This is a genomic window from Faecalibacterium faecis (genome assembly GCF_040096475.1).
Taxonomy (GTDB): domain Bacteria; phylum Bacillota; class Clostridia; order Oscillospirales; family Ruminococcaceae; genus Faecalibacterium; species Faecalibacterium taiwanense.
Genome location: NZ_JBBMEP010000009.1, coordinates 85,454 through 96,735 on the forward strand (window position 1 = coordinate 85,454; position 11,282 = coordinate 96,735).

The following is an 11,282-nucleotide window of genomic DNA, read 5'->3' on the forward strand; positions in this document are numbered from 1 at the left end:
TTTTCACGGGAGGAGTCGTTACGGACAATTGCATTTGCAAAATCTGGGCTTATCCGTTGCGTGACAGCCGCAGATGCTACTACTCGCTACGACCCCTTTTGTGAAAATGCGTTTGGAGCGGCCCGCAGGCCGCGACAAACGCCAATATAAAAATAATATTTCCTTTAAATATGCCCAGAGCGAAGCGGAGGGCATTCTAAATGGTCAGATCACCTGGAACAAAAAGAACTTCAGATAATTCGTCTCCGGCACACCCCACAGGATCGGATGATCCGGTGCCTGCTGTTTCACCTCGATCTGCCGCAGCTGGCGGTGAGCATCCTTTGCAGCGGCGCGCAGCATCTTGATGAACAGCTCCTCGGTGGCAAAGTGGGAGCAGCTGGCAGTTGCCAGATAGCCGCCGCGAGGCAGCAGCTTCATGGCACGGTAGTTGATCTCCTTGTAACCGCGCATGGCGTTCTCCACAGTGCGGCGCGCCTTGGTAAAGGCCGGCGGGTCCAGAATGATAAAATCGTAGGGGTGTCCCTCTCTTTCCAAGCGGGGCAGCAGTTCAAAGGTGTCCTCGCACAAAAAGTCCATATTGGTCAGACCGTTGCGCTGGGCATTGCGCTGCGCCATGGCAATGGCCTCGGCGCTGATGTCGGCGGCGGTCACACGGGCAGCGCCGCCCGCAGCGGCGTTCAGTGCAAAGCTGCCGGTGTGGGTAAAGCAGTCCAGCACGGTGTGACCTGCAGCAAGGCGTGCCACCGCCCGGCGGTTGTACTTCTGATCAAGGAAGAAGCCGGTCTTCTGGCCGTTCTCGAAATCCACATGATAGTAAACTCCGTTCTCGCAGATCTCGGTCTGGGTGCTTGCCGGATGAGTCTCACCGGGCAGCTCAAACCAGCCTTTGTTCTGCTCAAGACCTTCCTTGGCACGCAGAGCCTCATCGTTGCGCTCGTAGATGCCGTCGATGGTCTGGCCGTCGGCGCGCAGGACTTCTGCCAGAATGGGGAAGAGGACGGGCTTGAGCTTTTCCATGCCCACGCTCAGGGTCTGCGTGACGAGGATGTTGCTGAACCGGTCCACGGTCAGGCCGGGGAACTGGTCGGCTTCGCCAAAAATGACGCGGCAGGCGGAAAGGTCGGCGGGCTCCAGCACGGTTTTGCGGTAGTTCCATGCATATTCCACCCGGCGGCGCCAGAACGCAGCATCAAAGGTGTCGTTGGCATTACGGGAGATCAGCCGCACGCGGATCTTGCTCTTGAGCGAGACAAAGCCGGTGCCAAGGTAGGAACCCTTGGTGCTGACCACATCGGCCAGCGTGCCGTTTTCCGGCTCATTTTCCGGGGAATGGAGGATGTCGTTCTCATACACCCAGGGGTGCCCGCCCACCAGCAGGCCCTCGGCGTGTTTGTTGACGGTATACACAGGGTAAGCGCGTTCTTTCATATGGTTCTCCTTATCATGGACGAACTCCCTTCGTCCCGCGTTCGCTCGACACGCTTACCGTGCGGGTAGGCTCCCTCACTGAGGGAGCTGGCTGCGAAGCAGACTGAAGGAGTAAAAATCTACCCTTTATAATAGCACAAAATCATGTTATTATAAATAAGAAATGCCAAAAAACCGCATGAAAGAGGGATGCATTATGGAGATCGAACGCAAATGGATGGTGAAGGGCTGGCCGGAGGGGCTGCCCCTCAGGGAGGAATTTGCCATGCGGCAGGGCTATATCAGCGTGCGGCCCACTGTGCGCATCCGGGAAGAAGCCCTCACCGGCGGCAGAACGGACTACATCCTCTGCTTCAAATCCGGGGGCGGCCTTGCCCGTGAGGAGATCGAGCGCAGCATCGACAAAGAACTGTTTGATGATCTGGAATACAAGATTATCGCTAAACCTCTCATCCCGAAGCTGCGCCGCAGCTACACCCTGCCGGACGGTTCTGTGCTGGAAGTGAACCATGTGGACGAAGGCCAGCCCACCGAGTTCTGGTACGCCGAGGTGGAGTACCCCACGGTGGAAGCAGCCCTTGCATGGCAGCCGGAAAGCTGCGGCCTTGGCGATTACCTCAAGGATGAAGTGACGAACCAGCCCGGCCAGAGCATGGGCGAATACTGGGTGGAGACAAGAGGATGAAAAAAGTAAAACTCAAACTGGAACTGCAGTACAACTCCCCGGTGATCCTCACATTTTTCCTGCTGTCACTTCTGGTGCTGTTCCTCGACCAGTGGACGGACGGGTGGACGACGATGCATCTGTTCTGTGTCTACCGCTCCTCGCTGAAGGACCCGCTGTTCTACATCCGGCTGTTCGGCCATGTGCTGGGCCATGCCAGCTGGGACCACTTTCTGAATAACATGCTGCTGCTGCTCGTTGTTGGCCCGCCAATGGAAGAAAAGTACGGCAGCAAGCCGCTTTTGTGCGGCATGGTGTTCACCGCTCTGGTCACCGGCGTGCTGCAATGCGTGCTGTTCCCACGTTCGGGGCTGCTGGGCGCGTCCGGCATCGTGTTCATGCTTATCATGCTTTCGTCGCTGGCGGGCTTCTCCGGCGGCATCCCGGTCACCATGCTGCTGGTTGCAGCGCTGTACTTTGGTCAGCAGGTGTACGATATCATTTTTGTGCACGACAATGTAGCAAACTTCATGCACATTGTGGGCGGCTTATGCGGCACTGCCTTTGGCTACTACAGTGCGCTGCACAGCCGCCGCAGGCCGGCAAAAGCGGTGAAGTTTTCCAGCACGAACAGCCGCCGGAAGCGCTGAACCCACTGTGGACATAGGCTGATTTTGAAAAATTTGCAAACAGGTATTGACAAACGAAAAATCCGTGGTTTAATATAGCCAAATTCAATACACTAAACCGTTGAAGCGGAGATAACGGCGAACCATGCCTGTACAGAGAGCCTGCGCAGCTGAGAAGCAGACCGGAAACAGTTCGTCAAGGAAAGTGTGACTTTGCGTTATATTTTCCCGAAATGGACCGCTGAGGGTGCAGGGAACTGCGGAGAACTTTCGCCGCACAGTATTCTGCAACGTAGGGCATACGTCAGTTGCCGGGGATGTGTTGGCATCCCGCCAAGTGCATGGGGTCATGTCCATGAAGTCATGGTGGCACCGCGGATAAAAGGCCAAATTTTATTCGTCCTTGACAGAAGAGAGTTCTTCTGTTAGGGGCGTTTTTCTTTTCCACTCCCTCGGCAGAAGAGCCGGGGAAGTTTTTGTTTTAGGGCTCCCTTGTTTCCGGCACTAAGGCTCATGCCTGCGGCTGCGGCCACGAAACCCTGAACAAAACAAATGCACCCGGTTGCTGCGGTTCTGCCCACAGGCCGGGTGCATTTTATATTTTAGGAAAAATTACAGGTCACTGCGCGGGGAAGCTGCCATGGCCCAGAAGTTCAGCTCGTGCGCCGAACAGGCATGGAAAATCTCGCGGCAGCGGGCAAGGCGCTCGTCGCTCAGGCCTTCGCAGACTTTTTCTGCAAACGCGGCCCAGTCGCGGCAGGCCGCCTCATAGCCCTTGTCAGCATAGTCCACCACCAGTGCACCATAAAGGGTATCCTGCACGGAAGGTTTTTCTTCCAGCAGTTTCTGGAAGATCCAGCCATAGCTCAGCATACAGGGCAGGCAGGCCATCATGCACTCGGCTGCGCCCTCGCCGTTTTTGGCGGCTTCGATCATAGAGTCCACATAGGCACGGTTCTCCGGCCGCAGCGGCAGGCTCTGGATGCCTTCATCGGTCAGTCCAAAGTGCTTGAGATAGTGCAGGCGGGCTGCATCCTCGCTCTCATTCACGAAGGAAAGCAGGGAATAGTAGGTGCGGATGGTCTGCATATCCTTTGCCTTGGTCATGCCCCAGGCAAACACCTTGGCATATTCCCGCAGGTAAAGACTGTCCTCCACGATGTAGCCCTTGAAGCAGGCTTCATCCAGTGTGCCATCCGCAAGGTGGGTCAGAAATTCTGAGTGCAGACATTTCTCCCACACAGGCAGACTTTCCTGCACCAGCTGCTGCACAAAGGTCTGCTCACTCACCCACAAACTCTCCCTTCAGTGCAAACATGTGGTTCATGGGGCCGGAGCCATGGCCCAGATCCAGCATGGCAGAAAGACAGCCGGAAATGTAGGCCTTTGCGCGCTCCACAGATGCATCCAGATCATAGCCCTTTGCCAGATTGGACGCAATGGCGCTGGATAGGGTGCAGCCGGTGCCGTGGGTATTGGGGTTTGCAATGCGCTTGCCGCGGAACCATTTGCCGCAGCCGTCCCGCCACAGAAGGTCGTCGGCATCGTTGATCTGGTGGCCACCCTTGCACAGCACGGCACAGTGGTATTTCTCGCTGATCAGCTTTGCAGCGGCCTCCATTCCGGCCGCATCGGTGATCTTCATGCCGGAAAGGATCTCAGTCTCCGGAATGTTGGGGGTGACCACCTCTGCCATGGGCAGCAGCTTTTCGGTCAGTGCCTGCACGGCATCGTCCCGCAGCAGCTTGGAGCCGGAGGTGGCAACCATCACCGGGTCCACCACGATATGCTTTGCGCCGTAGGTGTGCAGCTTTTCGGCGATCACACTGATCAGCTCTGCCGAGGATACCATGCCGATCTTGACGGCATCCGGGTAGATGTCGGTAAAAATGGCGTCGATCTCCTGTGCCAGAAATTCGGGCGTGGCTTCAAAAATGCCGGTCACACCTGTGGTGTTCTGGGCAGTCAGTGCGGTAATGGCGCTCATGGCGTACACGCCGTTTGCAGTCATGGTTTTGATATCGGCCTGGATGCCAGCACCGCCGCTGGAATCGCTGCCGGCAATCGTCAATGCAGTTTTCATGGTTACAACTTCCTTTGCAAAAAATGCGGAAATGCCCGCAAGGAGGCATCTCCGCACTTTGAAGCAGCAGTATCTCCCTACGTTGGCATTGTCCAAATCAGGTCACAGGTCTGGGCAAACAGCCCACTCTCAGCCTGCTTTTGCAGGCTCCCTTTTTCTGCGTTCAAGAATACCACAGTGCCGCTGCATTTGCAAGGGGATGGCCCTTTTCAATCGGCCCGCTGCGTGGTAAAATGGAAAAAACAAAGGGGGAAATACCATGAACATCACGGTCTATCTTGGAGCAAATGCGGGCAATGATCCTGCGCTGGCGGAAGCTGTCCGGGAACTGGGCAGCTGGATCGGTGCAAACGGGCACCGCCTTGTGTACGGCGGCTCCCGCAGCGGCCTGATGGGTCAGCTTGCCCAGAGCGCGCTGGACGCAGGCGGCACGGTGACCGGTGTGGAACCGCAGTTCTTTGTGCAGCAGGAGCTGCAGCACGATGGCCTGACCGAGCTGATCGTCACCAAGGACATGACCGAGCGCAAGACGAAGATGATCGAGCTGGGCGATGCCTTCATCGCATTCCCCGGCGGTACCGGCACGCTGGAAGAGATCGCAGAGGTAATGTCCAAGGTCTCGCTGGGCCAGTTGGACGCGCCCTGCATCCTGTATGATCTGAACGGCTACTACGACAGCCTGAAAGCACTGCTTGCCAAAATGATCGAGAAAGGCCTTTCCACGCCGCAGCGCCAGCAGGGCATCCGATTTGCGGCGAATCTGGAAGAGATCACAACAATTTTGAATAAAGCCTAAAAGGAAACGCTTCCCGGCCGGGAAGCGTTTCCTTTTTATATCATTCTCCCAGTGCAGTGCGGATATTTGCCAGCACCTTCTGGCTCAGCAGCACAAAAGCCTGCTTGGTGCGTCCGGCAGAAACATTCGCGCAATGCACATTCTCACGGGCAAAGAAGCCTTCACCCACCGGGCCGGCAGCGGCACGGGTGTCACAGAAGAAGTGGGTGCCCGGCAGAGCAAGCCACTGTTCCAGAGCAGCAGAGTCAAAGCCCGGGCCGATGGAGGTGTTGAACAGTACCTTGCCTGCGCCCAGCTGTGCAAATTCGTCCTTGCCCAGCAGAAGGACATTTTTGTTCAGGCAGGTGAACACCACCTCGCTCTCGGTCAGCAGCTGTGCCAGCGGCTTATAGGCCATGCCCACAGCTTCGGCATCCGGCTTGCGGGTGCGGCTGTAATAGGCAATGTCGGCGCCCATGAACTGCAGCGCGTCGGCGATCATTTTGCCGGACACACCCAGCCCGATGATGCCTGCCTTCAGCCCGGTGATCTCCACCGGCTCGTCCCGCAGCATGGGCATCCCAAAACCGTGCAGGATGCCGGTGAGCTCATGCAGGACGTACTCCACAACGCCGCGGTCGCCGTAGTCCCGGATGCCCAGCACTTTGATGCCGCGGGTGCGGGCGTAGGCGATATCCACATTAGCGCTTTCCTCAGAATACAGGCTGCAGCACATGCCGATGTAACGGATATTCGGGCAGCGCTCGATCACATTTTTGCCCATGCGGGAGGTGTAGCTCAGAAGTACAGCATCGGCATCTCCGATGCGCTGCACGATCTGGTCATCGCTGGCCGGGATATCGCGGTACAGCACCACTTCTTTTGCGTACTGATGCAGCGCTTCCTCGGCGGAAGGGATCAGGCTTACCGGCTCAATGGCCACCAGTTTGTTGAACATCTGCAAAGCCCTCCTTTAATAGAAGCATACGGGGGAGGAAAGGTTGCGCAGCAGGGCAACTACGCTCCAACCGGCAATGGCGCTGGTGGAAGAGCAGATATCCACCACGGCCTTCACGCCCTCGATCTCGGCGGTGATGCAGTGGTCGTCGCCCGCCCAGCCGGGTACCGAGTGCATGGTCACGCCGGTGATCTCCGGGCCGGTGGTGGCCAGCGAGGTGGCAACAGCCACATTCACGCGGCGGGGGAAGGTGGCAATGGCCTGCTTGGCATTGCCGGTGAACACGGTGGTCTTTTCGGTATCGGTCAGCAGATGGTCGGCCCATACCGGCGTGTTGCGGAAGCCCTTGGCTCCGGTGTGGGTCTCAATGCCTGCCGTCTCGGCCAGCTTCTGCGCCTCGGCCATCAGGGTGACGGTCTGCAGCACATCAAAGCCGCCAATGGCACCGCTTGCCAGATGCACCTTGGCACCGCCCTCCACGGCAGCGGCCTTGACCTGCTCGTAAAAATCAAGGTCCGCAAAGGCACCAATGGAAATAATGACCAGATTCACGCCTTTTTTCAGTACAGGCACAGCCATGGCGCGCACAGCCTCCACCGAAGCGGTCTCCACAATGTATTCCGGCTGCAGTGTCAGCAGAGCATCCACATCATCGCAGACGGGACAGCCTACCTCGGCGGCAAGTTTTTCTGCCGAAGCACGGGTGCGGCTGGTCACGCCCACCAGCTCATAGTCCGGCAGCAGACCGTTCTTCCATGCGCTGGCCACAATGCCGCCCAGAAAGCCGCAGCCTACAATGCCAAATTTTGTTTTCATATCCTAAACTCCTTTTTCTGCTTTTTCCAAAGAAAGCAGCATATTCCATTAAAGTATATCATATCAAAACAAAAAATGATATAATAAGGCGCAAGAAAGGAGAAGGCTATGTCGAAAACAAAGGAGCTTTTCTGGACGTTTTTCAAAATTGGAGCGTTCACGTTTGGCGGCGGTTATGCCATGGTGGCTTTGCTGCAGAATGAATTTGTGGAAGAGAAAAAGTGGGTGACAAAAGAAGAATTTCTGGACATGGTGGCAATTGCGGAGTCTACGCCCGGCCCGGTGGCGGTGAACAGTGCCACCTATATCGGCTACAAAATCGAGGGTGCGGCAGGTGCGGCAGCGTCCACGGTGGCGGTATGTCTTCCGTCCTTCGCGGTCATTTATCTGATCTCGCTGTTCTTTGACCAGTTCCTCCGCCTTTCGGTGGTGGCAAGTGCGTTCCACGGCATTCAGGTGTGTGTGATCTATCTGATCCTTTCCGCCGGACTGAAAATGCTGAAGCAGCTGGAACACAGCGTCTTCAATATTGTCATCCTGACCACGGTTGCGGCAGCGATGGTGGGCTGTTCCATTGCAGCAGTGTCCTTCTCTTCCATTTTTTACATCCTGTTCAGCGGTGCGGCCGGGCTGCTGGTGTATGCAGTACAGCAGCTGCGGAAGGGGGAGAAGAAGCCGTGATCTATGTAGAACTTTTCTGGAATTTCCTCATGATCGGTGCGCTGTCCTTTGGCGGCGGCTACGGCATGATCTCGCTGGTGCGGGAAACGGTCTTAGGACACGGCTGGCTGACGGAAGGCGAATTTCTCAGCTTCATTGCCGTGTCGGAGTCCACACCCGGCCCGCTGGCCATCAATATGGCTACCTTCATCGGCGCTTCACAGGGCGGCTTCTGGGGTGCGCTGTGTGCGACGCTGGGGGTGGTGCTGCCGTCTTTTGTGATCATTCTGCTCATTGCATCGGTGCTGCAGAACCTGATGAAGTATGCGGGAATCAACGCAGTTCTTGGCGGCGTTCGTCCCTGTGTGGTGGCGATGATCCTGGCAACTGCAGTCAACATGGCGCTTTCTACGCTGGCCGGGTTTGCAGCGGACAAGGCAGGCATTGCACCGGATCTCCGTTCCATTGTGGTGTTCCTGCTGCTGTGGGGGCTGCATGCCCTTTGCCGCCGGAAAAAGGGCAAAGCACCATCGCCCATTGGGATGATCCTGCTCTCTGCAGGACTGGGGATCCTGTTCTGGGGAATATAAGAATAAGCATTGCACGCTGCCTGAGGGACATCCTGCTTCTGATGACAGCTTCTGAAAAATGCGCCGGGAGGTTCCCAATAAACCTTTCCGGCGCATTTTGCTACAAAAAGCCGGGCACAGGAAAACTCATGGCTCCCTGTGCCCGGCTTCAGCTTTTATTGGAATTTAGGCGCTATGCGATCAAGCTGCAACGGAAGAAGCAGCTTCGCTGGAAGCAGCCTCAGAAGAAGCGGCCTCAGAAGAAGCGGCCTCGCTGGAAGCAGCCTCAGAAGAAGAACCGTTCTCCTCTGCAACAGCGGAAGAAGCGCTCTCCTCGGCCTCAGCAGCAACAGAAGTGCTGGTAGAAGCAGCCTCGGAAGAGGATGCAGCAGTGGAGGAAGCAGAACCGCCGCAAGCGGTCATGCCAACAGCCAGAGCCAGAGCAACAACAGCAACACAAACATTCTTGAGTTTCATATCTAAAATCTCCTTGCCATACGCAAATGTATTTTGCAGAAGGCCCTACAGGAAGTGCCTTTCTGCAAGTGGATATTCTAGTCTTTTTTGCGAAAAAATCAAGAGCTTTTTTGGCTAAGAAGTGAGGTTTCAATGATAATCTACGATTTTGTTATAATTTATCGCTAAAAGTCAAAGAGTTTTTGTTAAACTGATCGAAGCACAGGGAGACTCAGGAAAGAATTTTTTACCGCGTTGTAATCACTTTGTAATTTCTTTCATTGTTTGTTCACTTGAATCAAGACGGGAATGCATGTTCCCTAAAGAGAAATAAAGAAATGCAAAAGTGAGGATGATGCGGCTCCGGAAACGGAAAAGAGCCATTTGTCACCTGACAGTTGACCTGCGGAGAAAGAAAAGAGGGTAAACTTTGTGCAGCGAACCTGAACAAAAATATCAAAAAATGACAAGTGTTATTTGAAAGTGGTTTTTATTGGACATAAAAAGCGGATAATACAGACAAAGCAGGGGATGAACGGGTCCCCTGAAAATAAAACATGTGTTTTGGAGGAAATAAAGATGAAGTACTATGTTACATTGACCGGACTCAACTACCGCTTCGGCACTCAGCCGTTTGCAGTGGGCCAGAAGGTAAAGCTGGTCAAGGAGCCGGAGAATGACTTTGACCGCGAAGCCATCCGCGCAGAACTGCCGGGTCTGGGCAAGGTGGGCTATGTGGCCAACAGCACTCACACCGTGCTGGGCGACTGTTACAGCGCAGGCCGCATCTATGATAAGATCGGCGCTGCTGCCACCGCAAAGGTGAAGTATGTGCTTGCCAATGCGGTGGTATGCAGCGTAAAGGCGGCGGATATGGGGCAGGCTGGCCTGCCGCCGGTCGATCCGGCTACGGGTCTGCCCTTTGGCAGCAAAGAAGATGCCATCGCATTCTGACAGAAAAGCCCATCACACTGTATTTTGTGTGACGGGCTTTTCTGCACCTTTTTGCTTCGGCGCACATACACCGGGCAAAGGGGGAATGTATCGTGAACCAGATTGTTTTCACTGCGTGGGTGCTGCTGTTCCCGGCGGCGTGCACTACACTGGGGGCAGCAGGCGTGTTTTTGCTGCGGCGGCAGTCGCGGCCCTGCACGCAGCGCATCCTGTGCGGCATGGCAGCGGGCATCATGCTGGCGGCCAGTGTGTGGAGCCTGCTGCTGCCTGCTATCCAGCGCGGACAGACTTTGCCGCTTCCGGCATGGATCCCATCGGCAGTGGGGCTTGTGCTGGGCGCAGTGGGCCTTTTGCAGGTGGAACAGTTTGCCGGGCAGCTGCTGGCAGGCGGGGCCGGGCACGGCGGACGTATGGTGCTGGCAGTAACATTGCACAACCTGCCCGAGGGTATGGTGGCGGGCCTTGCCGCTGCACTGGCATTGACCGGAGAGCCGGATGCCATCAGCGGTGCACTGGCGCTGAGCCTTGGCATCGGCCTGCAGAATATCCCGGAAGGTGCAGCAGTCAGCCTGCCGCTGGCCCATAACGGCCGCACCCGCAGTCAGGCGTTTTTTGCGGGAGCGGCTTCCGGGCTGGTAGAGCCGTTGGGGGCATTGCTTGCCTTTGCCCTGGCCGAATGGGTCAGTACTGCGCTGCCGTGGCTGCTCAGCGCAGCGGCGGGCTGCATGGTGTGCGTGACCGCACAGGAGATGATCCCGCAGGCCGTGGAGGGCGACGAGCCTGCCGGTGTTGTAAGCATCGTGCTGGGATTTGCGCTGATGATGGCACTGGATGTGGCATTGTAAGAAAAAAAGGCTGTTGCAAAATCAATGCCGTTAAAATAACAGGATAAAAGCAAAGCGCAGTACAAAACGCGAAAGCGCAGAGAATGTACTGCGCTTTTTGGATTTTAGAGAACATCACATTTTCTGACTTTGGGCTATCCTATTTGGTCGTTTCATGCGTGGGCCGTGAAATGATACCTCCCACCCCTTGCAATCTGCCTGCGTTTATGGTACAATATTCTGGCATTCAGAAGGATGTGTCGGACAGCGCCTGCTGCGTGGTTCGGCATACGGATGCGGGTCCTGTACGATGGATTCGCTGTGAACCAGGTCAGGTGGGGAACCAAGCAGCCTTAAGCAGTGCGTTCGTGCGTTTCAGTAAGCCTGCATCCGTATGCCGAGTTACGCAAGGCGGGGACAAAACCCCGTCAGCGCTGTCCTTTTTATTTTGCAGGAAAGGGGA

General features: G+C 56.0%; 13 protein-coding genes, 1 other RNA gene and 1 riboswitch. Of the genes, 8 read left to right on the top strand and 6 right to left on the bottom strand.

Features of this window, described 5'->3' with window-relative positions; translation table 11 throughout:
• Positions 1 to 204 precede the first annotated feature (204 nt).
• Entirely contained in the window at positions 205 to 1,431 is a 1,227-nt protein-coding gene (locus tag WMO17_RS06360; RefSeq protein ID WP_294647471.1) for a class I SAM-dependent rRNA methyltransferase, read from the bottom strand.
• Positions 1,432 to 1,627: 196 nt separating this feature from the next.
• Between WMO17_RS06360 and WMO17_RS06365 the strand changes: the two genes are divergently transcribed.
• Together WMO17_RS06365 and WMO17_RS06370 are read left to right on the top strand one after the other, a co-directional pair.
• Positions 1,628 to 2,116 (top strand): CYTH domain-containing protein, encoded by a 489-nt coding sequence (locus tag WMO17_RS06365; RefSeq protein ID WP_044953662.1) that lies wholly within the window; start codon positions 1,628 to 1,630, stop codon positions 2,114 to 2,116.
• The gene (locus WMO17_RS06370; protein WP_005941761.1) at positions 2,113 to 2,745 is read left to right on the top strand and encodes a rhomboid family intramembrane serine protease; all 633 of its coding nucleotides are present in this window, start codon (positions 2,113 to 2,115) and stop codon (positions 2,743 to 2,745) included. The genes WMO17_RS06365 and WMO17_RS06370 overlap by 4 nt, the downstream gene beginning before the upstream one ends.
• A 591-nt stretch (positions 2,746 to 3,336) precedes the next feature.
• Here the strand turns inward: WMO17_RS06370 and WMO17_RS06375 are convergent.
• Together WMO17_RS06375 and thiD are read right to left on the bottom strand one after the other, a co-directional pair.
• On the bottom strand, positions 3,337 to 4,014 hold the full coding sequence (locus WMO17_RS06375) for a thiaminase II/PqqC family protein (protein ID WP_349137699.1): 678 nt from the start codon (positions 4,012 to 4,014) through the stop codon (positions 3,337 to 3,339).
• Entirely contained in the window at positions 4,007 to 4,807 is an 801-nt protein-coding gene (thiD, locus tag WMO17_RS06380; RefSeq protein ID WP_154259667.1) for a bifunctional hydroxymethylpyrimidine kinase/phosphomethylpyrimidine kinase, read from the bottom strand. The genes WMO17_RS06375 and thiD overlap by 8 nt, the downstream gene beginning before the upstream one ends.
• Positions 4,808 to 4,863: 56 nt before the next feature.
• Positions 4,864 to 4,971: riboswitch (TPP riboswitch) on the bottom strand.
• A 95-nt stretch (positions 4,972 to 5,066) separates the two neighbouring features.
• Between thiD and WMO17_RS06385 the strand changes: the two genes are divergently transcribed.
• Entirely contained in the window at positions 5,067 to 5,603 is a 537-nt protein-coding gene (locus tag WMO17_RS06385) for an LOG family protein (RefSeq protein WP_097774947.1), read from the top strand.
• A 40-nt stretch (positions 5,604 to 5,643) separates the two neighbouring features.
• On the opposite strand, the gene WMO17_RS06390 is transcribed toward WMO17_RS06385, so the two are convergent.
• A complete protein-coding gene (locus WMO17_RS06390; RefSeq protein ID WP_349137700.1) occupies positions 5,644 to 6,540 on the bottom strand; it encodes an NAD(P)-dependent oxidoreductase in 897 nt (298 codons plus the stop codon).
• 15 nt (positions 6,541 to 6,555) lie between these two features.
• Entirely contained in the window at positions 6,556 to 7,356 is an 801-nt protein-coding gene (locus tag WMO17_RS06395) for an aspartate dehydrogenase domain-containing protein (protein WP_349137701.1), read from the bottom strand.
• A gap of 108 nt (positions 7,357 to 7,464) precedes the next feature.
• Here WMO17_RS06395 and WMO17_RS06400 point away from each other — a divergent pair, with 108 nt between their 5' ends.
• Together WMO17_RS06400 and WMO17_RS06405 are read left to right on the top strand one after the other, a co-directional pair.
• Complete coding sequence (locus tag WMO17_RS06400; protein ID WP_097777853.1) at positions 7,465 to 8,037, top strand: chromate transporter; 573 nt, start codon at positions 7,465 to 7,467, stop codon at positions 8,035 to 8,037.
• Positions 8,034 to 8,606 (top strand): chromate transporter, encoded by a 573-nt coding sequence (locus WMO17_RS06405; RefSeq protein ID WP_349137702.1) that lies wholly within the window; start codon positions 8,034 to 8,036, stop codon positions 8,604 to 8,606. Before WMO17_RS06400 ends, WMO17_RS06405 begins: the two co-directional genes overlap by 4 nt.
• 180 nt (positions 8,607 to 8,786) lie before the next feature.
• On the opposite strand, the gene WMO17_RS06410 is transcribed toward WMO17_RS06405, so the two are convergent.
• A complete protein-coding gene (locus WMO17_RS06410; RefSeq protein ID WP_044953661.1) occupies positions 8,787 to 9,062 on the bottom strand; it encodes a hypothetical protein in 276 nt (91 codons plus the stop codon).
• A 558-nt stretch (positions 9,063 to 9,620) separates the two neighbouring features.
• Between WMO17_RS06410 and WMO17_RS06415 the strand changes: the two genes are divergently transcribed.
• From WMO17_RS06415 to ffs, 3 genes are all read left to right on the top strand, one after another.
• Positions 9,621 to 9,995: an HIRAN domain-containing protein gene (locus WMO17_RS06415; RefSeq protein ID WP_349137703.1), complete on the top strand. Its 375-nt coding sequence runs from the start codon at positions 9,621 to 9,623 to the stop codon at positions 9,993 to 9,995.
• 92 nt (positions 9,996 to 10,087) lie between these two features.
• Positions 10,088 to 10,840, top strand: coding sequence for a ZIP family metal transporter (locus WMO17_RS06420; RefSeq protein ID WP_165852537.1), 753 nt, complete (start codon positions 10,088 to 10,090; stop codon positions 10,838 to 10,840).
• 273 nt (positions 10,841 to 11,113) lie between these two features.
• Positions 11,114 to 11,212: signal recognition particle sRNA small type (gene ffs / locus WMO17_RS06425), an RNA gene on the top strand.
• The last annotated feature ends 70 nt before the right edge of the window (positions 11,213 to 11,282 follow it).

What these genes read in the sequence shown, in the direction of transcription:
- WMO17_RS06390 (WP_349137700.1), bottom strand. Translation starts at nt 6,540, where the DNA reads ATGTTCAACAAACTGGTGGCCATTGAGCCGGTAAGCCTGATCCCTTCC.
- WMO17_RS06400 (WP_097777853.1), top strand. Translation starts at nt 7,465, where the DNA reads ATGTCGAAAACAAAGGAGCTTTTCTGGACGTTTTTCAAAATTGGAGCG.
- WMO17_RS06415 (WP_349137703.1), top strand. Translation starts at nt 9,621, where the DNA reads ATGAAGTACTATGTTACATTGACCGGACTCAACTACCGCTTCGGCACT.
- WMO17_RS06360 (WP_294647471.1), bottom strand. Translation starts at nt 1,431, where the DNA reads ATGAAAGAACGCGCTTACCCTGTGTATACCGTCAACAAACACGCCGAG.
- WMO17_RS06385 (WP_097774947.1), top strand. Translation starts at nt 5,067, where the DNA reads ATGAACATCACGGTCTATCTTGGAGCAAATGCGGGCAATGATCCTGCG.
- WMO17_RS06395 (WP_349137701.1), bottom strand. Translation starts at nt 7,356, where the DNA reads ATGAAAACAAAATTTGGCATTGTAGGCTGCGGCTTTCTGGGCGGCATT.
- WMO17_RS06410 (WP_044953661.1), bottom strand. Translation starts at nt 9,062, where the DNA reads ATGAAACTCAAGAATGTTTGTGTTGCTGTTGTTGCTCTGGCTCTGGCT.
- WMO17_RS06365 (WP_044953662.1), top strand. Translation starts at nt 1,628, where the DNA reads ATGGAGATCGAACGCAAATGGATGGTGAAGGGCTGGCCGGAGGGGCTG.
- thiD (WP_154259667.1), bottom strand. Translation starts at nt 4,807, where the DNA reads ATGAAAACTGCATTGACGATTGCCGGCAGCGATTCCAGCGGCGGTGCT.
- WMO17_RS06370 (WP_005941761.1), top strand. Translation starts at nt 2,113, where the DNA reads ATGAAAAAAGTAAAACTCAAACTGGAACTGCAGTACAACTCCCCGGTG.